Source organism: Caballeronia sp. LjRoot31 (assembly GCF_964253885.1).
Lineage (GTDB): Bacteria > Pseudomonadota > Gammaproteobacteria > Burkholderiales > Burkholderiaceae > Caballeronia.
Genome location: NZ_CAXURX020000001.1, coordinates 2,047,333 through 2,073,522, shown reverse-complemented (window position 1 = coordinate 2,073,522; position 26,190 = coordinate 2,047,333). Strand labels below are relative to the sequence as shown.

Sequence of the window (26,190 nt, the reverse complement as noted above, 5' to 3'; positions counted from 1 at the left end):
GCATTCAAGCACCAGCGGATTTGCTCTCTTCAATGAACGCGCGAATGACGTCGCTGAAGTTGCGATCGGCCGCCAGTCCCAGCTTTTCGCCTCGCTCCGTGTCCCAAGCGCCCGGCCAGCTCCCGACAATTTTTTCGATCTTCGGATCCGGTTGCCAGTCGATCAGCGCGGCCACCTGTTCTCCCGCCACTTCTTCCAGTGCATCGACCATTTCCGTCACGCTGACCGAGAGTCCCGGCATGTTGACGACCGGCCACGTGCCGAGCTCGGCCTGCTCAAGCTCACAACCAGCGATCAGTGATTCGATGGCCCGCTTCGGCGACAGCAGCCACAAACGCACATCGCCGTCTACCGGACACACTGCGCGTTCGCCATTCAGCGGCTCGCGAATGATGCCGCTCGCAAATGACGATGCCGCTGCATTCGGCCGTCCCGGACGCACGCTGATGGTCGGCAGGCGCAGCACGCGGCCATCGACAAAACCGCGTCGCGAGTAATCGCACAGCAGCAACTCCGCGATCGCCTTCTGCGTCCCATAGGATGACTTAGGATTCAGTGCGGTATCGTCGCGGACGACCTCGGGCAGCGTGCCGCCATACACCGCGACCGAACTGGTGAACAACACGCGCGGCGCGTGTCCAAGCGCGCGGCACACATCGAGCAGCAGGCGCGATGCATCCAGATTAATGCGCATACCCAGTTCGAAATCCGCTTCCGCCTGGCCGCTCACGATCGCGGCGAGATGGAAGATCGCGTGAGTGTCCACGCCGATGCACCGTTCCAGCACGCTGCGATCCGCAATATCGCCAGTCTCGGCTCGCACACGCTGGTCGCCCAGATCCGGCGGACGCACGACGTCCAGCAGCGTGAGCCCGGTGATCGGCTTACCCATCAGCGTGCCGCGTTCGAGAAGACGGCGCGCGAGCCGTTGTCCGAGAAAACCAGCACCGCCGGTAATGAGAATGTTCATGTCGCCCTCAAGCACGTTGCAGATAAGGTTTGATCCAGCCGAGCCCGTCGGACGTCGCCGCTTTCGGCCGGTATTCACAGCCGATCCAGCCGTCGTAACCGAGCGAATCGATCAGGTCGAACAGGTACGGATAATTCAATTCGCCCATGTCCGGTTCATGCCGCTCCGGTACACCTGCAACCTGGATATGTCCGATGCCCGCATGTGGGCGTTTCATGTCGCGCCGGAGTTTGACCGCGAGGTCGCCCTCCACGATCTGGCAGTGGTAACAATCGAATTGCACCTTGAGGTTCGGCGCGCCGATCTCCTCGCAGATCGCTTGCGCGTCGTCCTGGCGGTTGAGGAAAAAGCCAGGGATGTCACGGGTATTGATCGGTTCGATAACGACCGTGATACCGGCTGCGCGAGCGGCGTTCGCCGCCAGTTCAAGGCTCTTCACATACACCGCACGATGTTTTTCACGCGACTGTTCCGGCGTGATCAGCCCCGCCATTACATGCAGGGTCTTGTTGCCGAGTATGGCGGTATATTCCAGCGCTTTATCGAGTGCACGCGCGAACTCTTCCTCGCGCCCCGGCAGCGAAGCGATCCCGCGCTCGCCCGCCGCCCAGTCGCCCGGCGGTGCGTTGAACAAGGCCTGCGTGAGGCCATGTTCGTCGAGCCGCGCCTTGATGTCGGCTGCGGCGAAGTCATAGGGGAACAGGAACTCCACGGCCTTGAATCCGTCCTTCGCTGCAGCGGCGAAACGGTCGAGGAACGCGTGCTCGGTGTACATCATCGTGAGGTTGGCGGCGAAACGCGGCATAACATCGACTCCTAAAATGAGTTCAGCAATTCATGAGCTTGGGCAGGCACGAGCCATGTTGAGATATCAACGATTACAAGCATGCCCGTCAACATGCTGTGCGTCAGATCCTTCAGATCCCTTAGGTAACCTTCATGTAAGATCTCGCAAAGCCCGCCAGATTGCGGATCGACCTGGGGGCCGTAAGCACTACCACCGCACGTTGAAGGTCTTGCGCAGATCTTCGATGGCCGGCTCGTCGAGCGGCTCAGGAGGCGGTGCGTTGGTCGAGCGCGCGAGCAGCCAAAGCCGTGCGGTTTCCTCAAGCTCTTCCAGCGCGTACGACGCATGGCTGACCGATTTTTCCCAGACCACAGGCCCCAGCCTTTCCAGCAGCACGGCACGCACCTTCGACGCCAGCGCCGCGACTTGTTCCGCGACAATGGGGTCGCCCGGACGCCGGTAAGCGATCAAGGGCACATGGCCGACCTTCATCACGAAGTACGGGGTGATCGGCGGCAAGACGTCGTCGCGGCGCCAGATACCGGCAAGCGTCAAAGCGACCAGATGCGTGGAGTGCGTATGGACAATACCGTGCGCGTTGCTATTGCTCTCGTAGATCCTTCGATGCAGCGCCAGCGTCTTCGATGGCTTACCGCCGGACACGTGATTCCCCGCTGTATCGACCTTGGCGATATCGGCCGGATCAAGGCGGCCGAGGCAGGCGTCGGTCGGCGTGATCAGCCAGCCGTCGTCGAGCCGTGCGCTGATGTTCCCGGCCGTGCCAACGGTATAACGGCGCTCATAAAGACTCGCGCCCGTCTCGCAGATTTCCTCGCGAATGCGGTTCTCGTTCGTCGTCATGGTCACGCGGCTCCATCGAGAGACTTCAGCGCCTTCACGAAGAAATCCTTCGTGCCGAAATTGCCCGACTTCAATGCGAGCGCCAGCGGTTCTTCGCCGATAGACTGCGTCGCCGGCACGCCGGGATCGATCTGTGCGCCAATCCGCAGCGACTTCACGCCAAGCGCCTGCACGACCGCACCGGAGGTCTCGCCGCCCGCAACAACAAACTTGCGCACGCCTGCATCGCGAAGCCCGCTTGCAATCGATGCCAACGCTTGTTCAACGAGATGCCCGGCTTTCTCGACGCCCAGTTCCTTCTGCACGACCTTGACTTCGTCGGGCGTGGATGTGGCATAGATCAACACGGCTTCATCGGCATGTTTCGCCGCGAATTCCATGGCCTGTTCAACCACCGGTTCGCCGCGCGAAAGCGCTAGCGGATCGATACGAAAGCTCGGCTTCGTCGCGCGCCACTCCGCCACCTGCTCGTTGGTCGCCTTCGACGCGCTGCCCGCTAGTACGACGGATTTACCTTCGATCCTGGGCAGATCCGATGCACGGCCCGCTTCAGTCAGCAAGTTCGCCGAGCGGAAGTTCTTCGGCAAGCCGAGCGCGATGCCTGAGCCGCCTGTAATCAGCTTCAGATCCGCGCACGCTTCACCGAGCACGTAGAGATCGGCATCCGAGATTGCGTCTGCAATAGCCATACGCACGCCATCATTGCGCAACACCGCGATCCTGTCGCGCACGGCTTTCGGCCCTTTCGCGATCACGTCGTAAGCGATCAATCCGACCTTCGATTTCGTCTGGCGTTGCAGCACACGCACAAGGTTAGGATCGGTCATGGGCGTGAGCGGATGGTTCTGCATGCCCGACTCATTCAGCAGCACATCACCCACGAACAGGTTGCCTCGAAAGATCGTGCGGCCGTTCTCCGGAAACGCGGGACACGCGAGCGTGAAGTCCTCGCCCAGCGCGTCGAGCAGTGCATCGGCGACCGGGCCGATGTTGCCTTTATCGGTGGAGTCGAAGGTCGAGCAGTACTTGAACAGGAACTGACGGCAGCCTTGTGCGCGCAGCCATTCGAGCGCCGCCAGCGATTGCGCGACCGCTTCTTCCGCGGGGATGGTGCGCGATTTCAACGCGACGATCAGCGCGTCCGCTTCAATCTTCGTGTCCGATGCGTCCGATGCGTCCGATGCCGGCACGCCAATGGTCTGCACCGCGCGCATGCCGCCGCGCACGAGCATGTTGGCGAGATCGGTCGCGCCGGTGAAGTCGTCGGCAATGCAGCCAAGCAGCGCTTTGGTCATTGTTTGGCCCCCTTCGGTAAATCGATGCCCGGGAAAATCTTGATCACCGCCGAGTCGTCTTCGCCACCGTGTCCGGCCGTCGACGCCATCATGAACATCTGGTGCGCCGCAGCCGACAACGGCAGCGGAAACTTCGATGCGCGCGCGGTATCGAGTACGAGGCCCAGATCCTTCACGAAGATATCGACGGCTGACAACGGCGTGTAGTCTCCTGCAAGAATGTGCGGGACGCGATTCTCGAACATCCACGAGTTACCCGCGCTATGCGTGATGACGTCGTAGAGTGCGTCCGGGTCCACGCCTTCGCGCAGGCCAAGCGCCATGGCCTCGGCCGCCGCCGCTATGTGCACGCCGGCCAGAAGCTGGTTGATGACCTTCACCTTCGAGCCTGCGCCATGCTCGTCGCCTAGCCGATACACCTTGCCCGCAATCGCTTCGAGCACGTCCTCGCAGGCCTCATAGGCGGACGCGGGGCCGGAGGTCATCATCGTCATCTCGCCGGATGCCGCGCGTGCCGCGCCACCGGATAGCGGTGCATCGAGCATATGCAGGCCAGCCGCTTCCACGCGCTTGCCAAGTTCGATGGCAAACGCGGGAGATACCGTCGCGCAGGCCAGAACGACACCGCCTGGTTTCATCGTGGAAACAGCGCCGGGTTGAGTCTCTGAGCCGAACAGCACGGTCTCCGTTTGCGCCGCATTGACGACAACGGTCACCACGACGTCGCACTGCGCGCCCAACTCAGCCGGCGTAGCGCAGGCAACGCCGCCCTCGCCCGCGAACGCATCGAGCACTTGCGTACGCACGTCGCAAGCATGAACCTTGAAGCCCGCGCGCAACAACGAACGCGCGACGCCCAGGCCCATTGCGCCCAAGCCGATCACTCCCACGTTTCTGGACATTTCGTTATCCTTCCAATTAACTGGTCAGCAAATGCCGGCTTCTGCGAGGCGGCGGGCGGCGTTGTAAAGGTGGGTCTGCGCGGCATTGCGCGCAGCCATGGGGTCGCCTGCGCGAATGGCAGCCGCGATCCGCGCGTGTTCCTCGCGGACCTGCCGCGAAAAGTCTTCTCGCAGCGATTCGTTGCGGCGCGTAACGAGCGTGCCGGCCTCGAGATACTGGTTCAGGAATGCAAGCGTCGTCAGGAAATACGGGTTGCCGGTGGCACTGGCAATCGCCCGATGAAACTCGACGTCTTCAGTCACGCCGTCCTCGCCTTGCGCGACGGCGACATCGATCTGCGCCAGCTTCGCTTCGATCACGTCCATCTGCGCGTCGGTCCGGCGCATGGCTGCCTCTGATGCGACTTCTGCTTCGATCGCCCGGCGCAGCGCCAGAATCTGCACGACCGCGCCGGGTTCGACCGCTTGCGCGTAATCGATCCGCAGGGGCCTGATCCCCGCCCGCTCGACGATAAACACGCCGCTGCCCTGGCGCGGCTCGACCATACCTTCGTTTTTCAGCCGCGAAATCGCCTCGCGAATCACCGTGCGGCTCACCCCGAACTCCTGCGCGAGCACGGCCTCGGTGGGCAACTTGCCGCTTTTTACGAAGCTGCCCTTTTCGATTTGCAACTGAATTTGCTGCGCGACCGTGTCGCTCAAGGCTTGCGCAGGAATCTTGTCGAACATGCGGCCTCGGATTTGTTGGGTGATGTGGTCATCATACAAATTTCCACACTTATTGAGGCACTAGAGATAACCCTGAGGACGCGCTGTGGCGTTAGCCGATACACCTCGCCGTGTGGGCCGATCGTAATCTTTCTCACATACGCGTGAGAATTGTTCGTTTGGAGGTCGCATGACCACAGCCTACGATGGCAGCCATACAGCGAACCAAGACGGTTGCTCAATTGTCCTCATTTGTCATTTCACGCCGGACTGAAGCATCTCGCGCTGCGGCGCCTATACGATGGCTCCGCGTCGCGACTCCACTGCGCTCGACGCCCTAAAATGAATCCTATAAACATCGTCCAGTTGCTTGTCCTCGCCGCGTTATGGGGCGGGTCGTTCCTTTTTATCCGCGTCGGCGTCACCGACTTTGGCGTCGCGCCGCTAATGGCGCTGCGGGTGGGTATCGGCGCGTTGTTCCTGCTGATTGTGCTGGTCACGCGCAGGTCCGCGAGCGGCTCTTTTCGGCTACTGCGCATCCACGCGTGGCCGCTGTTTGTGGTTGGCATCCTGAACTCGGCCGCGCCGTTCTGCCTGTTCGCTTACGCGGAACTCACGCTGTCAGCGGGCGTGACGTCGGTGATCAATGCGACGACGCCGCTGTGGGGCGCGATCGTTGCGTTCCTGTGGCTGAAGGATCGGCTGAGCGGGCTACGCATCGCCGGGCTCGTGATTGGTTTCGCAGGCGTGGTCGCGCTGGTCTGGAATCAAATGGACGTGGGAACGAGTGCAGCGGCGACCGTGACGCCGGCAACCACCGCACTTGCCGCGGCCGCTGCGCTCGGCGCCACGCTGCTGTATGGGATCGCGGCGAGCTATACCAAGCGCCACCTTACCGGTGTCGATTCGCTCGCCGTCGCCGCCGGCACGATGACCGCCGCGACCGTCGTGCTGCTGCCGTTCGCCGTGTTCTGGTGGCCGGCGACGCCCATCTCGACGCAGTCCTGGGGAGCGGTCATCGCGCTTGGCGTAGCGTGTACCGGTATCGCTTATATGCTGTTCTTCCGGCTCATCGCGGCAACCGGCCCCGCGCGTACGATCAGCGTTACGTTCGTTATCCCGATCTTCGGCATCCTGTGGGGCGCGCTGTTTCTCTCGGAACACGTATCACCTGGAATGATCAAGGCGTGTGCCACTATTCTTGTGGGGACGGCCCTGGCTACGGGTGTGATCAAGCGGCTTCCAGGCATGGGTGCGCGACGCGAGGCTCCGGTGAAGTAAGCGCGGGCGGAGGGGGGTTTCCTGGCGACCGCGTCGCCCGGTAGGTACTCACGCGTTCACGATCACCTCGAAACCGCCGTAGATCATGCGCTTGCCGTCGAAAGGCATCGCATTGGTGTCGGGCTGCAACCGAGGGTCGGCCATCACGGCTTTCATTCCCTCATCCCTCACCTGACGCGACGGCCAGACGATCCATGAGAACACCACCGTCTCGTCGTCCTTGCGTTTGACCGCCATTGGAAACGACGTCAACTTCCCTTCCGGCACGTCATCACCCCAGCACTCGACTACATTCAACGCGCCGTTCTCCTTGAAGACGGCCGCCGCCAGTTCAGCATGTTTCCTGTATGTCTCGCGATTCGTCGTTGGCACCGCGACGACAAATCCATCTACGTAAGTCATGAACGCTCTCCGTTTCGTTGTGAATAATTGGGAGGTGAATAGGGACATTGTTCGATCAGATCGCATTGCAACGCCAGGTCACCGCCCTATCCACACGACGTGCAGCGCGTTAGGGAATCGACATGGCTCGCCCACTATTTTCTGAAACGTCGGGGACGTACGTGTTCCAAGATCCGGCGGCGTATGCTTTCCCGGATGCCGTTTGCTCAGAATCGGCTGGTCGAGCGTGACGGCACGCGCGGCATACACAACATCGCTGCGCGCGCCGAACAACGTATCCCAGACAGGAAACGTCAGGAATGGTCAAACCCGTTCGAAACAGCGAATTCGCTAGCCGATGAAGCGGACGTGCCGCGTTAAAGTAACGCTTTAGAGCGAAAATAGGCGTGGAGTCGCAGGCAAGCCATTACGGATACGACCCTGTATTCCCAATCGCTGCGAGGCAAGCTCAATCTAGGGCGATCGCTTCAACATCGATCTGCACCCGCGCAGCCAAGAAAACACCATGACCTGCATAATGCTTTTCCAAGCCTTTTGATGACCGAGTTAAACGTGCGTACCCAAGAAACCGCCAGCGATTGTCCCGTATGCGGCAACCTGCTGGCATCGCGTGATGCGGTGTGTCCGCGATGCAAAACGAAACCCGCAGCCGCAAGCGCAGCCGAGTCACCCTTGCCCGAAGCCATGCCGAAAGCGGTATTGCTCGACCGGTACGACGAAAAGCGGACCCCGGTGGATTCGCCCTATCCGAGCGTGTCTGAACCGGAAACTTCTACTTTCACCTCACAAAGCCAGTCGCACCGGCGCGTCAAATTTGCCGGGGCCGCCGTCATAGCCCTGACTGCATTGATTGCAGGCGCTTCGTATCTGTATAGCGGGTCCGCGCATGACAACCACGACAACCAGGAAGCGAAGCCCGGGACCGGGCCGCTCGCTGAGAGCGGCTCGGCTGTTGCCGGTCAGTCGGGCAGCATCAATGTCCCGGTCACCGCAAAACACGCCTCGATCGATGTGATGGGAACCATCGATGCGGTGCGTTCAGCCATGGTGCGAGGCGAGCTGAACATCGCTCGGCAGCAACTGGCGATGCTTCCACAAGGTGAGGATCAACGTGCCGATGTCCATCGGATCACCGACGAACTGGTCCAGCGCGAACACGCAAGAGATTCGGCCCTGGGCCTCGCCCGGGCCTGCGAGCAAGCAGGTGACGTGCCATGCGTCTTGCGATCGGCAGGCGACGCGCTGGCGAGCGACATCTCCAATTCCGAAGCGCGCGACATGCTTCTACGTGCCGTGACGGAGACGGGTTCAACCCAAGCCACTGCCATGAAGGTCAACCAACGGGGCGATTCTCCGATCGTGGCGCATCGGCAATCGTTCGAAAAACGCAAGATCCGACGCGAACCGCAGATAGCCGCGAACGACAACGACATCTACGGGAAGCATTGAATCACGCACCGTCCGATGCGAGCTGAATGCAAAGCTGCACGATCGCGACAATGAACAGACAACCAAACACCATCGCCCGGTCGAAATGAAGTGTCTGCGTGGTGTAGCTCAACATGAAGATGTTCACGAACCACGCACCCGCCACGTCAATAACGTTCGCTCCCAGACACAGCAACTCAGCGCAAGTGTTGCCCGGTGAAGCGCTTCGAAGCCGATCATCCGGCGCTCGAGATTGTCCTGACCGAGATGAACACGAACGAACAGGTCCCCGCCATCCAGCGAATGCAGATCGACGTCGGGTGCGCCTACTGGTGCGATCTGCCGGAGGGCGTTGTCTCGGTCCCTATCGTCACTGAACCGTTTGTCTGCTGCTTACCGGAACATCACCGGTTGGCGTCGAACAGGATCATCGATCTGCGCAAGCTGTCGCGGGACGACTTCATCCTTTTCCCGCGTCAGGTCTCACCTCATTACCACGACCTGATCATCGCGCTTTGCGTTGAAGCTGGCTTCAGTCCGCGCATACGTCACGAGGTCCGGCTTTGGCAGACCGTTGTGACCATGGTGGATCGCGCGATGGGCGTCGCGCTGGTTCCTCGGGCGTTGCGCAGTTCTCCGGACAAGGGCGTAGTCTTCAGGCCGATGAAAAGCAATCGCCTTGTCTCCGACGTACTCGCACTGAAACGCGGTGACAAGCCGGAGCCCGGGCCTGCTTTGTTTATTGACTATGTCAAAGCGGCAGCGCTGCGCGCGGCTACCTGAATAATCTAATCGCGGATCGACCTATGAATGCGTGCGATTGAGATGATCACGTCCCCGCAAACGCAAGCTTGATACTCGTAGGTCAGCAGTGTTTATTGGGTTGCGAATAGGGTTGCGAATAGCCATCCTGTATCTCCGCGCCCGGAGTAACACACCTGCGCTAAAGGCGTCCGTCAGCGCCTCACCACGATTTCTTAGGCTTGCGGAGCGGAGCGCGCTGCCGCTGCGTAGGGTACGATGCCAGATCGCAAACCGCGCTCAGCAACGGCGCGCTGCGGCACCTTAGCGCCGCTTCTCTCCAATCGTTCATCTGCCGTCTCGCATGACTGCCCTTTCCACATCGTCCAATATCCACCGTGTTTCATGCATCATTTGCGCATTTAACGAGGCCCCGCGGATCGGCGCGGTGCTGGCCGTTGCAACGGTGCATCCGCTGCTGGACGAGGTTATCGTGGTCGATGACGGCTCAACCGACGGCACCGCCGACATCGTCAAGCGCTTCCCCTCTGTCAGGCTGATTACGTGCCCCGTGAACCGCGGTAAAAGCGCAGCGATGGCCGTAGGTATCGCCGCAGCCCAGAACGCGTTGCTCATGTTGCTCGATGCAGACCTCAAGGGACTCGCCAGCGAACATATCACCGCACTCGCCGCCCCGGTTCTGAATGGCACCGCGGACGTCAGCCTGAGCCTGCGCCAGAATAGCCTGCTGCTCTTTCGCGCCATCGGCCTGGATTTCGTTTCGGGTGAACGCGTGGTCAGGAAAGAACTGTTAAGCGAGGCGCTCAAGGAGATTCATCGCTTGCCGCGTTTTGGCATCGAGGTGTTCATGAACAGCTTGATCATCGAACGCCGGCTTTCGATTGCAGTCACCCACTGGCCGAAAGTAACGCAGGCGCGCAAGACTGAAAAACTCGGCTACTGGGCGGGCGTTCGCGCGGAATGGCGCATGATCGCCGACTTGTTGAAAGTCAGTTATCCGCTCGCGCTCCTGTCACAGACATGTCATCTCTTTTCATTAAGAGTCGATCATGCCGGGCATGCACCATTCTTCGTGAGAATGAAAATCAGAAGCCCACGCGACAACGTGGCTTGAGGCTCCTTCGACGTATTCCTTCAAGGCGTCATTCACGAACGGAAGCAGGTGTGGCCGCACGGCGGCGCCACGCAAGCGCGAGAAATCCCACGGCGCCCAGCATCAACGGGCAATAGAGCGTCGCGAATCGCCAGAGAACCAGGGCCGTCGCGAGGGACGCTCGCGGAACCCAGGCGGCGAACGCGGCTGCAAGCACCAGATCGCCACCGCCCCCACCTGCAGGTACGCCGGTCCAGAGTGCCGCGTGCAACACCACCGCCTGCACCGCGAGGACAAATCCGAGCGGCAACCGGTACCCGAGTTCCAGCAAGATGAACCATAGCGCGCTATAGCGAAGCAGCCACTGCAGCGTGGTCAGCAGCAACAGCGCGACGAACCGGTCACGAGGCCCTGTGATGAGTAGCCGCCACTGCTGGTGCACGCTGTGGCGAAACTTGTCCCAGCGAGACCGCCGGGCCCGCAACCATGGGACAAGATGGCCCGCTGCATCAAGTGCACGCGCGACATGGCGGCGGCACATCCAAAGAACGCCCATCAGGATTGCGAGACCTGCCAGGGTTACGGCAACCGTGGATAAACTCGCCCTCGGGAGCAAATGAGCCAGCGGACCGATGGAGAACAAAAGCGCGATGGGAACCGCTACCCCGAAGAAGGTCAGGTCGAGTGCCTGGTCAGCGCCGACAACCGTGGTGGCGATCGCCCACGACGCCCCGGCGCGCTGCAGCAAGCCGATATTGACCCCGTACCCCGCCGCCCCCAGCGGAGACACCAGGAACGCGAAATCAGTCACGAGCGTGATCGCAAACGTACGCATGAACGGAACGCGTAAGCCAAGCGTCGTTTGCATGAGCTGCAGCTTGCCGGCTTTCGCTAGCGCGCTCACGGCGGCGCTGGCAGCGAGCACCAGGAATAGTTCTACCGGGATGGATCGAAGACCAGCAAACAACGCATGGGAGCCTAGTATAAAAGGCACACCCATTGAGAGACCGACCCCAAGCAAAGCAAACAGGATCGCGACGTTACGTGTGTGAGCGCCGGTCACAAGGGCCGCCTGAGCGATTGCGGCTGGGCATCGGAATTAAACATCAGGGAATCATGTCGTGCCGACGGCGCGATCGGATCATCCATCGCGATTTGAAAAATGGGGGACCAGAAAATAGGCATGCGGTTGGATGATCCTTAAAGCAGCGTCATTAGCTCTGCGCGTGCGGCTCAACGCAATCTCCGGCTCGATATAACCGGGACACCGATCGCGGTCGCACCCTCATTCTCCAGCACAATGATGTCAAACACGCTGCGATGCGTCTCGACAAACGCAGGCTTGCCTTTCAGCAACAAGCCGATGGGTTCTGCGCATTACCAATGAGAACATGTTCAGGATGGGATTGTCCGCGACCTCGTGAGACGGCGCTGAATCCTGCTGCGATTCATGCCTCGCGCGACGGTTAAGCTTACAGCGCACGAGCGTTCGCCGCCCGGCGCTTCGATTAGCCTGGAAGTCCTCGCGTCACAGAACGGTCGTCTGACCCGCGTAGCTTCACAACGTGTCCCGTTCGAATGTTTTTATCTTCCCGCTTCAACACTCCACTGTCACCTTCAGCGCATCCTCGCGTGTGAGGATCGGAACGAACGTGCCGATTATCCGAGTGCTGGCCTGCTGCTTTTAATTATGTGCCCAGCGCGGAAAATTAATATTTTTGATCGGCGAATGGTGGGGCTAAAGTTAGCGAAGCTCGACAATCAATGAAAGGAGATGCGATGGTCTTTTATCACCATGGTGCGGCTATTCAACCGTCGGTAACAAGACTAGGCAACACGTTTCTCGCACGCGCTTCCATCCTGGAGGAAGATGGCGAAGCGACCTCTCTTGGCAATCTTGGACAGTTCGCCAATCGTGACTGTGCCTTCGAGTTTGCTGTGCGTAGCGCCACAGCGTTCGTAGATGGCGAGCCCTTGCCACGGTCTCCGTTTGAGCAACCACGAACCAAATAAACCGAGAGGCAGCCGCTCAGGTTTCGCTTGGCGCCAGAGACATTCAGTAAAACGTTATTGCGCATCCGAACGAGGTATGCAGAAAGTACAGAAATGGCTGGTGCAGAACCGAAGGATCATTGGTTCGGCCCCAGCCAGATCGACCGTCAGAAGGCAGGCTCTGCGCGTTCAAGATCGCCGCCGTCACCTCGTTAGGTCCTGTTCAACGTCTGCTGCACAAGAAGTATTGAACGAGCAGCGTGCGCATGCTATTGCATCGACAAGGAACCTGCGTCGCCTTTCATCCTCAACACGGCGGCTTGAGCCGGTGCTGCGAGGTTTTGCTCGGCAAGGCTGGCCTTAAGCACGGTGACCTGGTTTTCAGTTCCCTGATCGAAGTCGGCATCGAGTTCGCTGATGCGACGGTTGTACCAGTTGATCACGCAGGCCTTGTCCTTGCAGTTGTGCTGACGCCACTGCCACTGCTTGACGCGGTCGTCCTCAAAGGCTGCTGTGTCGGGCGTAACGTCTTTTGCGCGCTTGTAGGAGATCGCCAGCTTATCGTCGAGAGACGATAGTTCGGGATCGTTGCAAACGAGCTTTTCCGAGCTTGAGACCTTCTTGCCGCAATGAAAGCTTGCGGCCTGAGCGGATCCGGAAAAACCGCCGCCCAACAGCAGTAACGCCAGCGTGGCGGTCCCGGCAGCACGCCTCACGCTGAACAGTTTCGATTTCAATTTTCCTGACTTGGTCATTCCTGCCCCCGTTGATCCATCGTTGAAGTTGCGTTGATCGAACACGATGCCTTCCATTCGCCCGGCTAAGCTTTTTGAGCAGTAGCCTTGAAACGAACGGTCACACGCTGACTCCCGGAAGCCTGTCTGATGACGCGTAAATGTTCGCGTTTTATCGCTCGCGTTTCCGATATCTGTCGCCAGGTGTGGTTCGCCGTCGCCCGTGCGAGAGCGGTTCTTGGGCGCATGCCTGTGGGCTGAGTTCGTTAAGGGGATGATCCTAGTTTTTAAGCGAATGAACCGATCGAAAAGGAGGCGACCTTCTCAAGGCCTTACGCAATATTTCACGCGTGTGTGTGGGATTTTTTTCGTCTTTTATTTGGATCCGCCACAAGCGGCACTGCACTAGTCCGAGACTAAGATCGCCTTTCCTCGACCCGATAGCGGTTTGGGCTAATATGCCGGGGGGGCGGTTTTGGGGTTGGTGATCGGGGTCTATGCCGGGGTGGTCGGTTCTGGGGTTAGCGGTCGGGATCTATGCCGGGTTGCTGCTTTCGGCGTTAGTGGTCTGCGAGAGTTGGATTTTCTCTTTATCACTGTTAGCCACTGTGCGTGGCGGCACGTCATTTCTTTGTCCAAAGCGACAAAGAAACGAAGCAAAGAAAACGCTTTCAAACACGCTACCCTAAGTGTCCACAGCGTGCAGTTTTCATTCATAGGTGCCCCAAAAGCACGGTGCTCGCCAGAGCGAAGGATGTGTGAAACCCTCCTTCTCGCGAATCCTGACACGAACACGCTTCGCCCCGTACGCTCTCGGGCAAGCACAATTGCTAAGGAACCCGCACGGCCTTACAGGTATTTACGGCTGCGGTTTTTTGACAGGTTACCTACCTGGTCTGTGCGACCGTATTCATAGGCCACAGCTTCTTGCGTGTTTGTGTTTACTGCTTCAGTTTTTGTGAATTGACTACGCGTTCTGTACAGCTATTTTCGTCGGTTACGGCCACCCGCATCTTCGCGACCTCGTTTCCAGCAGGGTTGGCGACGTGGTTCGAGGCGCGCACATATTTGGAGGGAGGTTATCCGCGGATAGCGCGGGGTGCTCCTTGGGCAGGTTCAATCACTGGTGGCGAAGCGTGTGGGTATCGGTGTTCGGAGAAGGAGGGTTTCACACATCCTTCGCTCTGGCGAGCACCGTGCTTTTGGGGCACCCATGAATCAAAACTGCACGCTGTGGACACTTAGGGTAGAGCGGTTAAAGCGCTTTCTTTGCTTCGTTTCTTTGTCGCTTTGGACAAAGAAATGACGTGCCGCCACGCACAGTGGCTAATAGTGATAAAGAGAAAATCCGACTCACGCAGACCACTAAGGCCGAAAGCAGCAACCCAGCACTGACCCCGACCGCTAACCCCAGAACCGACCACCCCGGCATAGACTCCGACCACTACCCCCAGAACCAACCACCCCCCAACACCTGCAAAAACCTCCGCGAGCGCCAACGCGGAACCGACCGATCAACTCGATCGTGCGCCCTACGACCGCCCCTCCACCCAAGCCAAGCGTCATCCCACTCGCGCGTAATAAAGGTTCTGCGGATGCTTCGCCTCGGCGAAGAAGAACCATCGTTCCGCCACCAGACCGGCGTACTGCACGAGACACGCCGCAGCCAGCAGGACAACAGAAATGCCGATCGAATGCACGCCCGCGCCCAACGCCATCAGCACGACGGGCGCCACGAACGCCGCCACAAGAAATCCCCACTTGACCCCGCGTAGCCCTGCCGATTTGCCGTGAAAGAACTCGCGCAGATTGAATGCGCCAGCCGTGAAACCACGCGATACCTGCACGACCTTCGCGTTCTTGATACCGGTCGCGCTCTGCACGGTGGACTTCGGCCGCAGTCGCGCATTACGCACGAGCGACGCCGACCGGCTCGCACAACCAGCAAGCGTCAGCGCGCACGCGCAGGCGGCAAGCCCCGTGGTCAGTGCAGGCGCGAACCACGCGCTCAAAGCGGTAACCAGCGTGAACCCGGACGCACAACCAAGCAGGACGAAGTTGGCCAGCGTGAGCGGCGTGGCCCACTCCTGGAGAAAGCGCAGGCATGCATAGATCATGGCCGAGCAGACAAAGAGCGCGGCACTCGCGAGCACGCCAAGCGCCCCCAACGCAAGCGACCACGGCGAGCCGAACCAGTGCGCGACACCGTAGAAAAACGCGCACGCGAGAAACGCCGGCAGACAGAGGCATTCACGCGATAACCACGAGGTCCGCCACATCGCGACCGCCCGCCACGCACGTTCAGGATGCCCGAGATGGAAGAACGAGGCGATGAGACCAAGCCCACCAAGCGCCACAGACAAGGCGGCGCCGGTGACATAGAACGCCATTGGCGGCGCAGTGAGAAGGCCAAGGTGCGCGGCCACCTCCACGCCTACAAGCGCGATCAACAGGCCCTGCGCCGCACCGCTTAGCGTGGTGAGAAAGACGACTGAGAAAGCGGGGTTCATTGCGGAGTCCTTTAGATGCGCGTCGCAACCGACGCGAGATGCAATTGCCCACGCTCAAGTTGTGCGTCCACGGTTTTCGGCATCGACTCAGCCGAACCCGTCTTGCATGAACAAGTGCCCTCCCCGCAACCCGAAGCCGAAGCCGAAGCCGAAGCCGACGTCATCTTGCGCGGCAAATAATGGTTCGCGGGCTTCGTGTCCCATTCAGGCATCAACTGATAACCACCGCGCTCCCTGATCGCTTTCGACACCACGGATTCGGGATCGTGAATGTCCCCGAACAATCTTGCGGAGGTCGGACACGCGAGCACGCATGCCGGTTGCCGATCCCGATCGGAGAGGTTTTCATCGTGGATACGATCCACGCACAAGGTGCACTTCGTCATCTCCTTGCGCTCTTCGTCCAGTTCGCGTGCGCCGTACGGACAGGCCCACGCGCAGTACTTGCAGCCAATACATTTATCGAAGTCCACCAGCACGAGCCCGTCTTCCTTGCGCTTATAGCTCGCACCGGTTGGACACACAGGCACGCACGGCGGGTCCTCGCAGTGCAGGCACGACTTCGGGAAATGGATAGTCTCAGCGTTCGGATAACTGCCCGCCTCGAAGCTCTGGACACGATTGAAGAACGTGCCGGACGGATCGGCGTCGTAGGGATTCAGGTCGGCAAGGCTGCCCGACTCGCCCGATGTATTCCACTCCTTGCAACTCGTCACGCAAGCGTGGCATCCCACGCAAACGTTCAGGTCGATCACCAGCGCCATCTGAGTCATTGCATGTCCTCTTGCTTATTGGAGTCACTCTGGGAGTCACTACTTGCGCCCTACCGCGCCGCGCAGCCGTGCCGCGAATTCGCCTTGCCCCGCGAAGTAGGTCTGCACGATCCGCGATATCACGCCGTTCGAACCCGGCAACGCACGCATGGCGTCGAACTGCGGCAGCGTGTGCTGCGCGTCGGCCTCGGCCGGATAGATCCGAACACGCACGTCGTACCACGCAGCCTGCCCTGTTATCGGGTCCGAGTTCGAGAGTCGCCCGGCGGCTTCATTCCCCTTGTCGACGCCGGGCAGCTCGTCGGTGATCAAGTGATTGAGCAGGAAACCACGCTGCGACTCGCTTGCGTTCGCGCCGAGGTTCCATGCACCCGACGCCTTGCCGATCGCATTCCAGGTCCATACCGTCCCCGGCTCAACCGTTTCGCTGAAGCGAGCCATGCAGCGCACGCGGCCCCACTGCGACTCAACGTAAATCCAGCCGCCGTCCGCAATGCCGTTCTCGGCCGCCATCAACGGATTCATGTAGAGATAATTCTCGCCATGGATCTGACGCAGCCACGCATTCTGCGAGTCCCATGAGTGATACATCGCCATCGGCCGCTGCGTCACTGCGGCGAGCGGGAAACGCGCAAGATCGGTCGAGTTGCTTTCAAGCGGCGCGTACCAGAACGGTAGCGGATCGAAGTATTTTTCGACACGCTCGCGCAAGTGATCGGGAGGCTGCCGACCTTTCGTTCTCCCTTGCGCCGCGAGACGAAACTTCTGCATGACATCGGAGTAAAGCTGGATGACGATGGGTTCGCGAAACTTGCGAAAGCCGTTCGCAACAGCCCAGTCCAGATACGGCCCGTTGCAGTTACGCATGTACTGCAAGTGTTCCGGCATCACGTGATGGAACACGCAGTTGTTCTTCGCGTACTGTTCCCATTGCTTCGGATTCGGCTCGCCGACCAGCGCCTTATCCCCATCTTTGCCCCGCCATCCGATCAGGAAACCTACCCCCGAATCGGGCGTCGTCGTGTAATTGACCACGAAGTCAGGATAATCACGAAAGCGCCGCGTGCCCTCAGCCGTGGTGAATGCCGGAAACTTCAGCCGCGACGCCAGTTCGATCAGCACTTCCTGGAACGGCTTGCATTGCCCCGAAGGCGGCACGACCGGCACGCGTACGGAATCGGCCGGACCGTCGAATTCGGAGATCGGGCGATCGAGCATCGACATCGCGTCGTGGCGCTCAAGGTAAGTCGTATCCGGCAGGATGAGGTCGGCGAACGCCGTCATCTCCGACTGGAACGCGTCGCACACCACGAGAAACGGAATCTTGTAGTCACCGTTCGCGTGTTTGTCGACGAGCATCTCGCGCACCTTCGTCGTATTCATCGACGAGTTCCAGGCCATGTTGGCCATGAAGATCATGAGCGTGTCGATGGGGTACGGGTCCCCTCGCCACGCGTTGGTGATCACGCTATGCATCACACCATGCACGGCAAGCGGGTACTCCCACGAGAACGCTTTATCAATGCGAACGGGGCCGCCGTTTTCATCGATGAAAAGATCTTCCGGCGCGGCCGGCCAGCCCAGCGGTCCCGATGCAAGCGGCGTGTTCGGCTTGACGGCGTCGGGGCTGTTCGGCGGTTTCGCCGATGGCGGCACGGCACGCGGGAACGGCGATTTATGTCGAAAGCCACCGGGCCGGTCGATCGTACCCAGCAGCGACATCAGCACCGCGAGCGCACGGATCGACTGGAAGCCGTTGGAATGTGCAGCGAGCCCGCGCATGGCGTGAAACGCGACGGGGTTGCCGGTGACGGTTTCGTGGGTCTCGCCCCACGCATCGGTCCATCGAATGGGCAACGTGATCCGGTGATCGCGGCTCGTCTGGATCATCTCCTGCGCGAGACGGCGAATGGTGCCAGCGGAAATGCCGGTGATATCGGCTGCCCACTCGGGCGTGCAATCCGCCACGCGCTCGCGCAGCAGCGTGAATGACGGCGCAACGGGCGTGCCGTCCGCAAGCGTATAGCGGCCATCGAGCGCGGGTCTCACGCCGGGTGAATGATGTGGCACGGCGCGCGCCGCTTCAGCATCCCACCACGCATGATTTTGCGGAAACAGCGGATTGCCGACGGGCGTATCCGGGTCACTCACGAACAGGCCGAAGTTCTCACTCTGTTCGTTAAGATCGACGAGGTCAGCCGCGTTCGTATAGCGGCGCACGAACTCGTGGTCCCAGGCATCAGCCGCAATCAGCTCGTGGAGAAACGCCATGAACAAGGCGCCGTCGGTGCCGGGCTTGATCGGTACCCATTCATCGGCAATGGCGGCGTAACCGGTGCGTATAGGATTGATCGCGATAAAGCGTCCGCCCCCGCGCTTGAACTTCGAGATGGCGATCTTCAGCGGATTCGAATGATGATCCTCCGCCGTGCCGATCATGAAAAACAACTTGGCGCTGTCGAGATCGGGACCGCCGAATTCCCAGAAGGAACCTCCGATCGTGTAGATCATGCCGGCCGCCATGTTCGCCGAGCAAAAGCCGCCGTGCGCCGCATAGTTAGGCGTACCGAACTGTTTGGCGAAGAGGCCCGTCAGCGCCTGCATCTGATCACGGCCGGTAAAGAGCGCGAACTTCTTTGGATCGGTGGCGCGGATACCGGCAAGGCGTTTTTCGAGCGTATCGAAGGCGACTTCCCACGACACCGGTTCGAACTGCGCACTGCCACGCTCGGCGTCCGCGCGGCGCATCAATGGCTGCGTGAGCCGGGCGGGCGAATACTGCTTCATGATGCCGGACGCGCCCTTCGCGCAGATCACGCCCTGGTTGAGCGGGTGTTCCGGATTGCCATCGATGTAACGCACTTCGCCTTCGCGCAAATGCACGCGAATGCCGCAGCGACAAGCGCACATGTAGCAAGTGGTCGTCTTGATCTCAAGCCGCTCGTCCTGCGTGCGGGCGTGATGTTCCATGCTGGGTCTCCCTCGCGGCTTCCGGTATGTCCAGGCGGTACCTATCCGATCCTGACCATCCTAATCGCCGTTGGTCACCAAGGGAAATCGCGATTTGCGACAGCAACTATCCGCTACGCTGATGGTTTCAATTTGCCTGCAATTACACGATCAGTGCGCACGGATCGAAACCGTGATCAGCGAGATCGTCATGGAGTCTGCTTGAGGATAGCGTCCATGAGTCCCGGGAACCTGCTGTCGAGTTCGGCACGTCGCAACGTGTTCTGATGAACCGTGCCGGCCACGCGCGTCTGGACGAGGCCCGCCTCGCGCAAAATGCGAAAGTGATGGGACATGCTTGATTTCGGGCGGCCGCCGTCGAGCTCCCCGCAGGTGGCTTCGGTGACACGCGACAAATGCAGCACGATGTCAAGACGCACCGGGTCGCTCAAGGCGTTGAAGATCCGCTGGAGGGAGAAGCCCTCTGGGCCAGGATGGTTATATATGCGCATACGGCAGATGGTACCGGTTTCTGTGATAATCATAGTTCGAGTTATATCGAACTATCGAACTGAATTATTCCACGGAGCCTGCCCGATGCCCACATTATTCGAATCCTTCAAACTCAAAGACATCTCGTTGCGCAACCGCATCGCGATCCCGCCCATGTGCCAATACTCCGCTATCGATGGCCTGATCAACGACTGGCACCGCGTGCATCTGGCTGCTCTGGCGCGCGGTGGCGCTGGCCTGGTTATCATCGAGGCGACGGCTGTGTCGCCTGAAGGCCGCATTACCCCGGGCTGCACCGGCATCTGGAATGACGAGCAGGCGCAGGCGTTCGCGCCCGTCGTTGCGTCGATCAAGGCCGCCGGCGCCGTACCGGGCATCCAGATTGCCCATGCAGGTCGCAAGGCCAGCGCCAACCGTCCTTGGGAAGGCGACGACCATATTAGCGAAGACGATCCGCGCGGCTGGGAGACCATCGCGCCGTCGGCTATCGCCTTCGGAGCTAACCTGCCCAAGGTGCCCAAAGCGATGACACTCGATGACATCGCCCGCGTGCGACAGGATTTCGTTGATGCCGCAAAACGAGCGCTCGATGCGGGTTTTGAATGGCTGGAGCTGCACTTCGCCCACGGCTATCTCGGTCAGAGCTTTTTCTCGACGCACTCCAATCAACGCGACGATATCTACGGCGGAAGCCTCGAGAACCGCAGCCGCTTCATGCTGGAAACACTGGCCGCAGTGCGCAAAGTATGGCCCGAGCACCTGCCGCTGACGGCTCGCTTTGGCGTCATTGAATATGACGGCCGCGATGAGGAAACCCTCGCGGAATCCATCGAGCTGGCGAAGAATTTCAAGCGTGAAGGGCTGGACATGCTCAGCGTCAGCGTGGGGTTCTCCACGCCGACAGCCAACATCCCGTGGGCTCCCGCCTTCCTCGTCCCGATTGCGCACCGGGTACGGCGCGAAGCGCAGTTGCCCGTCTCGTCGGCGTGGGGAATCGATACACCGGAACTCGCCGATAACGCAGTCCGCGAAGGCCAGCTCGATCTCGTGATGGTCGGCCGCGCCCATCTCGCCAATCCTCACTGGCCGTACTACGCTGCGAAAAAGCTCGGCATTGCACGTCCTTCGTGGACGTTGCCTGCTCCTTACGCGCATTGGCTCGAACGCTACGCAGTGAGCTAAGACGCGCCGGGAGGCTACGCTTCCCGCTTAGTCACAACAGCTCTTATACAAGCTCCGGCTCGCGTCGCGAAACCGCACTCCTCACCTTGAGCGGCGCGCCGGGCCGGCGCGGCCGCTCCGAAGCGGACGCATCGCCGCGCAACGTAAACACCGCCACCGCGTCACGCAACGAATTGGCCTGCTCGGCAAGCGCATGCGCTGCCGCGGAGGCTTCCTCGACGAGCGCGGCATTCTGCTGCGTGACCTCGTCCATCTGCGTGACGGCCGTATTGACCTGTTCGATCCCCGTGCTCTGCTCCTGTGACGCCGATGAAATCTCGCCGACGATATCCGTCACACGCTGCACCGATCCCACGATCTCCTCGATGATCCGCCCCGCGTCGCCAACGAGTGCGGAGCCCGCATTGACGCGGTCGGTCGACTGGACGATCAACGCCTTGATTTCCTTCGCTGCCGTTGCGCTGCGCTGCGCGAGCGTGCGCACCTCGGCGGCGACCACGGCGAAACCGCGCCCTTCCTCGCCCGCGCGCGCCGCTTCCACGGCCGCGTTGAGCGCAAGGATGTTGGTCTGAAACGCGATGGCGTCGATCACGGCGATGATCTCCTCGACCTTGCTCGAACTATCGGCGATTCCGTGCATGGTTTCCACGACCTGACCCATCATCACGCCCCCGCGCGAAGCGGTGTGCGAGGCTGCGTCCGCAAGCGTGGATGCCTGTCGCGCGTTCTCCGCGTTCTGGCGGACCGTGCCGGTGAGTTCTTCCATGCTGGCCGCCGTTTCTTCAAGCGATGCCGCCTGCTCCTCCGTGCGCGACGAGAGGTTCAGGTTGCCCGATGCGATCTCGGCGCTGGCCGTCGCCACGCCCTCGGCGTTCTCGCGAACCTTCGCGACCACTTGCGACAAACTCGACTGCATGTCCTTCAGCGCCGCGAGCAATTGCGCGATCTCGTCCTGGCCGCTGGAGTCAAAGTCCATCGACAGATTGCCGGTCGCAACAGCCTGTGCGCAACGCAGCGCGTGGCCAAGCGGTCGCGAGACCGTCCGGCTGAACATGACGCCGCCGATCATCGCGAGTGCGAGCACCGCCAGCATCAGCGCGACGCTGATCTCGGTCGCATGGCGCGCATCGACAGCGGCCTTCGCTGAAACTTGCGCACTGTCAGCCGCGATTTTCTGGGCGGCCTGTTCAAGCAGCGCCGACGGTTCGCGGTCCACGCCGGCCACGGCGTTATCACCGGCGGAGGGTTCGAAGCCAGCGGACTTGAACGCCGCGAAGCCCTTGCGATAACCCTCGCCCATCGAAGCGTGCGCGATCGCAAAGCGCTCGATCAGCGTGCGGCTTTCACCTTCCGGCAGCTTCGTCCTGAGATCCGCCGCGAGCGCGCCGACAGTCTTTTCACGGGTCTGGAAAGCGGACCAGTATTTGTCGAGCTGTGCCGGGTCCTTGCCGCGCAACAATGTGTCCTTCCATTCCTGGACTTGCAGCTTGAACGCGACAAGCGTGGCGGACACCATCCGTTCGTTCGCCACGTTGTCCTGCACCGTGGTTCCGTAGGCGTTGATCGACTGGTTGAGGGCGAAGATGCCATACAGCGCGCCCGCGAACATCAGCAGCAGCGCGACGGTGAAGGCAAGAGGGATTTTGAGGCTGAGCTTCATCGATGGTTCCCGGATTCGGCAAGCCGCGACGGGAGCGCGCGGTTGGACTACTGCTTATCGGTCCGTTCGCACAAAACTGAAGGGGCACAGCCGCTGCGCAATGACCGTGCAACGCCCCCGGTCACCGAATCCGATAGAACACGATTTTTCACCATCGCTTTGGCGCGCGTTCTACTAATAATCAGACAATAACGTGCTTCAAATTTTCCAATGCCGTAATCCAGCACTTGCCATCAATAAGCGACTTCGCGACACGTCTCGAGCGTTGTCGTCTGCGTCATTTGAGAGGCATCGAAAATTGCTATGCATCATCACGACGGGTGACTGTCGATGCCGGAGTCTGCGAGGGTTGGTGTGGTGTCCAATGGCGCTTGCGCCTGTACCACGGTTACGGCGATGACGTAATAAATGTCATCTGCACTGCAGCCGCGTGACAGATCATTGGCAGGCTTTCGAAGACCCTGCAATAGCGGGCCGATCGCCTTTGCCCCGCCTACCCTTTCTGCCAGCTTGTAGCTGATATTGCCGGCCTCCAGACTCGGAAAGACCAGCACGTTGGCCCGGCCGTGCACGTTCGAGTGATCTATCTTGCGTTCGGCGATATCGGCGACGAGCGCCGCGTCGAGCTGCACATCGCCATCGATAGCAAGCTTTGGGCGCTGCTGCCTGACCAGGCGCGTTGCCTCCACCACCTTGTCGACTGCCGCATGCCGGGCGCTTCCGCTCGTCGAAAATGACAGCATGGCCACGCGCGGTTCATCCATCAAAAGGTTCTGCGCGCTATCTGCTGCCGCCATGGCGATCTGCGCCAGCTCATCCGCATTGGGGTCCACTACCAACCCGCAATCGGAGAAGATAATCCCACCCTTGAGCGTGTGGAAAGGTTCGCACAACATCATCAGAAAGAAGCTGGAAACCAGCTTGAACGATGGGTTAATGCCGATGATCTGGATAGCGGTTCGGACCACGTCGGCAGTGGTGTGTACTGCACCGGACACCGAACCATCGGCATAACCGAGCCGGACCATCAGGTTGGCAAAGCAGAGAGGTTTAAGCACTTCCCGTTTTGCCTCGTCCGGCGTCATGCCCTTGCCGGATCGCAATTCGAAGAGGCATCGGTACAAGGATGGACCGAGCGGTGAAGTGGATGGGTCCACCAGTTCTATTCCGGCCAGATCGATACCCTCACTGGCCGCCACTTGAAGAATGTGCGGGACATCCCCCACCAGAATCACGCGGGCAATGCGTTCCACGGTCACGCGTTGCGCCGCCTGAAGAATCCGCGGGTCCTCCGCCTCGCTCAGTACGATGCGCATAGGATGAATCCGGGCGCGCTCGATGATGCGGTTAATCGGCTTCATGGATTACTCGGTCACGGTTGCCAAAGACGGCAGGCTGATGCTGGAAACGGCAGCCATCCGTCTCCAGCATGTCAGGTTCCACGAGAGCCTTAGCCCCCGGAAGCTGGAAGCCTCACACGTAGTCTTTGTACTTATCGAGCAATCGCACGGGCTTGGCGAGCGCATCACGACGGAACGGGTCTCCGAGTTCCCGCGTACACATGATCTCGATGATGGTGGTCTTGCCGTGATTCATCTGCAAGTCGATCGCACGCTTGAGCGCAGGGCCGACATCCTCAAGCCGATTCACCACGATCCCTTCAGCGCCCATCGCCTTGGCAATCTCCGCAAAACTCTGGTTATCCAGCTCTCCCGCCACGAAGCGCCGGTTATAGAAGTCGACCTGATTCTTCTTCTCCGCGCCCCACTGCCGGTTATGAAACACCACCGCCGTCACCGGAATGTTGTGACGCACGCAGGTCATGGTTTCCATCAGGCTCATGCCCCAGGCGCCGTCGCCCGCATACGACACCGCAGGCCGGTGAGGTGCTGCCACCTTCGCCCCGATGATGGTCGGGAACGCGTACCCGCAATTGCCCCAGCTCATCGCGGCAAAGAAGCTGCGCGGCTTGTTAAAGCGCAGGTAACTGTTGGCCACCGAGTTGATGTTGCCTATATCCGTGGACACCATCACGTCCTCAGGCATCGCCTTTTCCAGTTCGCGCAGCACCTGACGCGGATGCAGATACTGCCCACCGCCCAAGGGCCGCTCGTGCTTCTGCTCCTCGATCATGTCCAGGCTGTAGGCATCGCGCTCATGGGTCCACTCGTCGAGTTCCTTCTCCCATGCCGCCTTCTCGGCCGCGATCTGGCGGGCGCGCTCTTCACGCGTGGCATCGCTTGCCAGCGTGCGCCCATCGAGCCGCTGGCTCAGTGCAATGGCGGCCGCTTTCGCATCACCACAGATGCCCACCGAGATCGTCTTCACGAGCCCAAGCATCTTGTGATCGGCATCGATCTGGATGATCTTCGCGTCCTTGGGCCAGTAGTCCATGCCGTGCTGCGGCAACGTGCCGAAGGGTCCAAGACGCGAGCCGAGCGCGATCACCACATCGGCTTGCGCCAGCAGCTTCATGGCAGCCTTGGAGCCCTGATAACCCAGCGGTCCGCACCACAGCGGATGCTTCGCCGGAAACGAATCGTTATGCAGGTAGCTGTTGACCACCGGCGCCCCGAGCCGCTCGGCCAGCGCCTGGCACTGCTCGATGGCATCGCCCATCACCACGCCACCGCCCGAGATGATCACGGGGAACTTCGCCTGCGCGATCAATTCTGCGGCTTCGTTAAGGCTCTGTTCGCCGCCCGGGCCGCGATCCAAGTTCTGCGGTTTCGGGATCTCGGCCTTGATCTGGCCGTAGAAGTAATCGCGCGGGATATTGAGCTGGGTCGGCCCCATCTCTGCCTTGGCGCGATCAAAACACCGTCCGGTGAATTCGGCCATGCGCGCTGGGTGTGTAACGTGGCCCTGATACTTGGTGAACTCCTGGAACATCGGCAACTGGCGCGCTTCCTGAAAGCCGCCCAGCCCGATACCCATGGTGCCGGCCTCAGGCGTCACGATCACCACCGGGCTATGCGCCCAGTAAGCCGCTGCGATAGCGGTGACGCAGTTGCTGATACCCGGTCCGTTCTGGCCGATCACTACCCCATGGCGCCCGGAGACACGTGAATAGCCATCGGCCATGTGGCCCGCACCCTGTTCGTGAACCACGGGAATCAGACGAATACCGGCTGGCGCGAAGATGTCCATCGCGTCCATGAAGGCCGAGCCCATGATGCCGAACATCTCGGTGACGCCGTTGGCGGCGAGCGTTTCAACGAACGCTTCAGACGGGGTCATGGCCTGGGGGCCGGTGCGCGCGACAGTAGTGGAAGCGCTGCTGGCTACGGGGTCTTGCTCGCTCATGGTGGTGTCTCCGGGTTTATCCATAAAACGGAACGTATTGTTCCGAAATGTGCAGTCAATGAGGAAAGATAAAATAAGATGA

22 protein-coding genes and 1 pseudogene are annotated in these 26,190 nt (G+C 60.4%); 6 read left to right on the top strand and 17 right to left on the bottom strand.

All coding sequences use genetic code 11. The annotated features are described in order from the left end of the window. Positions 1-4: 4 nt before the first annotated feature. From denD to ACSQ8V_RS09145, 6 genes are all read right to left on the bottom strand, one after another. Positions 5-970 carry a D-erythronate dehydrogenase gene (denD, locus tag ACSQ8V_RS09170; protein ID WP_436205511.1) on the bottom strand — a complete coding sequence of 322 codons (966 nt, stop codon included), beginning with the start codon at positions 968-970 and terminating at the stop codon, positions 5-7. 7 nt (positions 971-977) lie between these two features. Then, the gene (gene otnI, locus ACSQ8V_RS09165) at positions 978-1,775 is read right to left on the bottom strand and encodes a 2-oxo-tetronate isomerase (RefSeq protein ID WP_436205510.1); all 798 of its coding nucleotides are present in this window, start codon (positions 1,773-1,775) and stop codon (positions 978-980) included. Between the two features lie 189 nt (positions 1,776-1,964). Beyond that, positions 1,965-2,618 carry a 3-oxo-tetronate 4-phosphate decarboxylase gene (otnC, locus tag ACSQ8V_RS09160; RefSeq protein ID WP_436181692.1) on the bottom strand — a complete coding sequence of 218 codons (654 nt, stop codon included), beginning with the start codon at positions 2,616-2,618 and terminating at the stop codon, positions 1,965-1,967. A 2-nt stretch (positions 2,619-2,620) separates the two neighbouring features. After that, positions 2,621-3,913, bottom strand: a complete 1,293-nt coding sequence (gene otnK / locus ACSQ8V_RS09155; RefSeq protein ID WP_436205509.1) for a 3-oxo-tetronate kinase — start codon at positions 3,911-3,913, stop codon at positions 2,621-2,623. Further along, complete coding sequence (gene ltnD, locus ACSQ8V_RS09150; protein WP_436205508.1) at positions 3,910-4,815, bottom strand: L-threonate dehydrogenase; 906 nt, start codon at positions 4,813-4,815, stop codon at positions 3,910-3,912. Before ltnD ends, otnK begins: the two co-directional genes overlap by 4 nt. A gap of 24 nt (positions 4,816-4,839) precedes the next feature. Then, positions 4,840-5,544, bottom strand: a complete 705-nt coding sequence (locus tag ACSQ8V_RS09145; protein WP_213763914.1) for a FadR/GntR family transcriptional regulator — start codon at positions 5,542-5,544, stop codon at positions 4,840-4,842. 321 nt (positions 5,545-5,865) lie between these two features. On the opposite strand from ACSQ8V_RS09145, the gene ACSQ8V_RS09140 reads away from it, so the two are divergent. Further along, on the top strand, positions 5,866-6,804 hold the full coding sequence (locus ACSQ8V_RS09140; protein WP_436205507.1) for a DMT family transporter: 939 nt from the start codon (positions 5,866-5,868) through the stop codon (positions 6,802-6,804). 48 nt (positions 6,805-6,852) lie between these two features. Here ACSQ8V_RS09140 and ACSQ8V_RS09135 read toward each other — a convergent pair whose 3' ends face one another. Beyond that, positions 6,853-7,206, bottom strand: coding sequence for a DUF1428 domain-containing protein (locus ACSQ8V_RS09135; protein WP_213763916.1), 354 nt, complete (start codon positions 7,204-7,206; stop codon positions 6,853-6,855). Positions 7,207-7,758: 552 nt separating this feature from the next. On the opposite strand from ACSQ8V_RS09135, the gene ACSQ8V_RS09130 reads away from it, so the two are divergent. Then, positions 7,759-8,655 carry a hypothetical protein gene (locus ACSQ8V_RS09130; RefSeq protein ID WP_436205506.1) on the top strand — a complete coding sequence of 299 codons (897 nt, stop codon included), beginning with the start codon at positions 7,759-7,761 and terminating at the stop codon, positions 8,653-8,655. 13 nt (positions 8,656-8,668) lie between these two features. Here the strand turns inward: ACSQ8V_RS09130 and ACSQ8V_RS09125 are convergent. Then, a pseudogene (locus ACSQ8V_RS09125) lies at positions 8,669-8,830 on the bottom strand (MFS transporter); the annotation flags it as partial. A 20-nt stretch (positions 8,831-8,850) separates the two neighbouring features. On the opposite strand from ACSQ8V_RS09125, the gene ACSQ8V_RS09120 reads away from it, so the two are divergent. Both ACSQ8V_RS09120 and ACSQ8V_RS09115 read left to right on the top strand, forming a co-directional pair. Next, positions 8,851-9,417, top strand: coding sequence for a LysR substrate-binding domain-containing protein (locus ACSQ8V_RS09120; protein WP_436205505.1), 567 nt, complete (start codon positions 8,851-8,853; stop codon positions 9,415-9,417). Between the two features lie 322 nt (positions 9,418-9,739). Then, positions 9,740-10,510, top strand: coding sequence for a glycosyltransferase family 2 protein (locus ACSQ8V_RS09115; RefSeq protein WP_436205504.1), 771 nt, complete (start codon positions 9,740-9,742; stop codon positions 10,508-10,510). Between the two features lie 28 nt (positions 10,511-10,538). Here the strand turns inward: ACSQ8V_RS09115 and ACSQ8V_RS09110 are convergent, their stop codons facing one another. After that, positions 10,539-11,552 carry a lysylphosphatidylglycerol synthase transmembrane domain-containing protein gene (locus ACSQ8V_RS09110; RefSeq protein ID WP_436205503.1) on the bottom strand — a complete coding sequence of 338 codons (1,014 nt, stop codon included), beginning with the start codon at positions 11,550-11,552 and terminating at the stop codon, positions 10,539-10,541. A 716-nt stretch (positions 11,553-12,268) separates the two neighbouring features. Between ACSQ8V_RS09110 and ACSQ8V_RS09105 the strand changes: the two genes are divergently transcribed. Further along, positions 12,269-12,502, top strand: a complete 234-nt coding sequence (locus ACSQ8V_RS09105) for a hypothetical protein (protein ID WP_255631299.1) — start codon at positions 12,269-12,271, stop codon at positions 12,500-12,502. Between the two features lie 248 nt (positions 12,503-12,750). Here ACSQ8V_RS09105 and ACSQ8V_RS09100 read toward each other — a convergent pair whose 3' ends face one another. The 5 genes from ACSQ8V_RS09100 to ACSQ8V_RS09080 all read right to left on the bottom strand — a co-directional run bounded on the left by ACSQ8V_RS09100 (position 12,751) and on the right by ACSQ8V_RS09080 (position 19,959). Then, positions 12,751-13,293 (bottom strand): lysozyme inhibitor LprI family protein, encoded by a 543-nt coding sequence (locus ACSQ8V_RS09100; protein ID WP_436181685.1) that lies wholly within the window; start codon positions 13,291-13,293, stop codon positions 12,751-12,753. Positions 13,294-14,777: 1,484 nt separating this feature from the next. Further along, positions 14,778-15,725, bottom strand: a complete 948-nt coding sequence (locus tag ACSQ8V_RS09095) for a dimethyl sulfoxide reductase anchor subunit family protein (protein ID WP_436205502.1) — start codon at positions 15,723-15,725, stop codon at positions 14,778-14,780. Positions 15,726-15,736: 11 nt separating this feature from the next. Next, a complete protein-coding gene (locus ACSQ8V_RS09090) occupies positions 15,737-16,498 on the bottom strand; it encodes a 4Fe-4S dicluster domain-containing protein (protein WP_436205501.1) in 762 nt (253 codons plus the stop codon). A gap of 39 nt (positions 16,499-16,537) precedes the next feature. Further along, complete coding sequence (locus ACSQ8V_RS09085; RefSeq protein WP_436205500.1) at positions 16,538-19,468, bottom strand: molybdopterin-dependent oxidoreductase; 2,931 nt, start codon at positions 19,466-19,468, stop codon at positions 16,538-16,540. A 188-nt stretch (positions 19,469-19,656) separates the two neighbouring features. Next, positions 19,657-19,959 (bottom strand): ArsR/SmtB family transcription factor, encoded by a 303-nt coding sequence (locus ACSQ8V_RS09080; RefSeq protein ID WP_436181681.1) that lies wholly within the window; start codon positions 19,957-19,959, stop codon positions 19,657-19,659. An 85-nt stretch (positions 19,960-20,044) separates the two neighbouring features. Between ACSQ8V_RS09080 and ACSQ8V_RS09075 the strand changes: the two genes are divergently transcribed. Further along, entirely contained in the window at positions 20,045-21,142 is a 1,098-nt protein-coding gene (locus tag ACSQ8V_RS09075; protein ID WP_436205499.1) for an NADH:flavin oxidoreductase/NADH oxidase, read from the top strand. 43 nt (positions 21,143-21,185) lie between these two features. Here the strand turns inward: ACSQ8V_RS09075 and ACSQ8V_RS09070 are convergent, their stop codons facing one another. From ACSQ8V_RS09070 to xsc, 3 genes are all read right to left on the bottom strand, one after another. Beyond that, positions 21,186-22,802, bottom strand: a complete 1,617-nt coding sequence (locus ACSQ8V_RS09070) for a methyl-accepting chemotaxis protein (RefSeq protein WP_436205498.1) — start codon at positions 22,800-22,802, stop codon at positions 21,186-21,188. A gap of 311 nt (positions 22,803-23,113) precedes the next feature. Next, positions 23,114-24,163: a phosphate acetyltransferase gene (pta, locus tag ACSQ8V_RS09065; RefSeq protein WP_436205497.1), complete on the bottom strand. Its 1,050-nt coding sequence runs from the start codon at positions 24,161-24,163 to the stop codon at positions 23,114-23,116. Positions 24,164-24,275: 112 nt separating this feature from the next. Beyond that, positions 24,276-26,108: a sulfoacetaldehyde acetyltransferase gene (xsc, locus tag ACSQ8V_RS09060; RefSeq protein ID WP_213763928.1), complete on the bottom strand. Its 1,833-nt coding sequence runs from the start codon at positions 26,106-26,108 to the stop codon at positions 24,276-24,278. Positions 26,109-26,190 lie beyond the last annotated feature (82 nt).

Excerpts from the sequence above, each read along its gene's own strand:
- denD (WP_436205511.1), bottom strand. The coding sequence starts at position 970 with ATGAACATTCTCATTACCGGCGGTGCTGGTTTTCTCGGACAACGGCTC.
- otnI (WP_436205510.1), bottom strand. The coding sequence starts at position 1,775 with ATGCCGCGTTTCGCCGCCAACCTCACGATGATGTACACCGAGCACGCG.
- otnC (WP_436181692.1), bottom strand. The coding sequence starts at position 2,618 with ATGACGACGAACGAGAACCGCATTCGCGAGGAAATCTGCGAGACGGGC.
- otnK (WP_436205509.1), bottom strand. The coding sequence starts at position 3,913 with ATGACCAAAGCGCTGCTTGGCTGCATTGCCGACGACTTCACCGGCGCG.
- ltnD (WP_436205508.1), bottom strand. The coding sequence starts at position 4,815 with ATGTCCAGAAACGTGGGAGTGATCGGCTTGGGCGCAATGGGCCTGGGC.
- ACSQ8V_RS09145 (WP_213763914.1), bottom strand. The coding sequence starts at position 5,544 with ATGTTCGACAAGATTCCTGCGCAAGCCTTGAGCGACACGGTCGCGCAG.
- ACSQ8V_RS09140 (WP_436205507.1), top strand. The coding sequence starts at position 5,866 with ATGAATCCTATAAACATCGTCCAGTTGCTTGTCCTCGCCGCGTTATGG.
- ACSQ8V_RS09135 (WP_213763916.1), bottom strand. The coding sequence starts at position 7,206 with ATGACTTACGTAGATGGATTTGTCGTCGCGGTGCCAACGACGAATCGC.
- ACSQ8V_RS09115 (WP_436205504.1), top strand. The coding sequence starts at position 9,740 with ATGACTGCCCTTTCCACATCGTCCAATATCCACCGTGTTTCATGCATC.
- ACSQ8V_RS09105 (WP_255631299.1), top strand. The coding sequence starts at position 12,269 with ATGGTCTTTTATCACCATGGTGCGGCTATTCAACCGTCGGTAACAAGA.
- ACSQ8V_RS09100 (WP_436181685.1), bottom strand. The coding sequence starts at position 13,293 with ATGGAAGGCATCGTGTTCGATCAACGCAACTTCAACGATGGATCAACG.
- ACSQ8V_RS09095 (WP_436205502.1), bottom strand. The coding sequence starts at position 15,725 with ATGAACCCCGCTTTCTCAGTCGTCTTTCTCACCACGCTAAGCGGTGCG.
- ACSQ8V_RS09090 (WP_436205501.1), bottom strand. The coding sequence starts at position 16,498 with ATGACTCAGATGGCGCTGGTGATCGACCTGAACGTTTGCGTGGGATGC.
- ACSQ8V_RS09085 (WP_436205500.1), bottom strand. The coding sequence starts at position 19,468 with ATGGAACATCACGCCCGCACGCAGGACGAGCGGCTTGAGATCAAGACG.
- ACSQ8V_RS09080 (WP_436181681.1), bottom strand. The coding sequence starts at position 19,959 with ATGCGCATATATAACCATCCTGGCCCAGAGGGCTTCTCCCTCCAGCGG.
- ACSQ8V_RS09075 (WP_436205499.1), top strand. The coding sequence starts at position 20,045 with ATGCCCACATTATTCGAATCCTTCAAACTCAAAGACATCTCGTTGCGC.
- ACSQ8V_RS09070 (WP_436205498.1), bottom strand. The coding sequence starts at position 22,802 with ATGAAGCTCAGCCTCAAAATCCCTCTTGCCTTCACCGTCGCGCTGCTG.
- pta (WP_436205497.1), bottom strand. The coding sequence starts at position 24,163 with ATGAAGCCGATTAACCGCATCATCGAGCGCGCCCGGATTCATCCTATG.
- xsc (WP_213763928.1), bottom strand. The coding sequence starts at position 26,108 with ATGAGCGAGCAAGACCCCGTAGCCAGCAGCGCTTCCACTACTGTCGCG.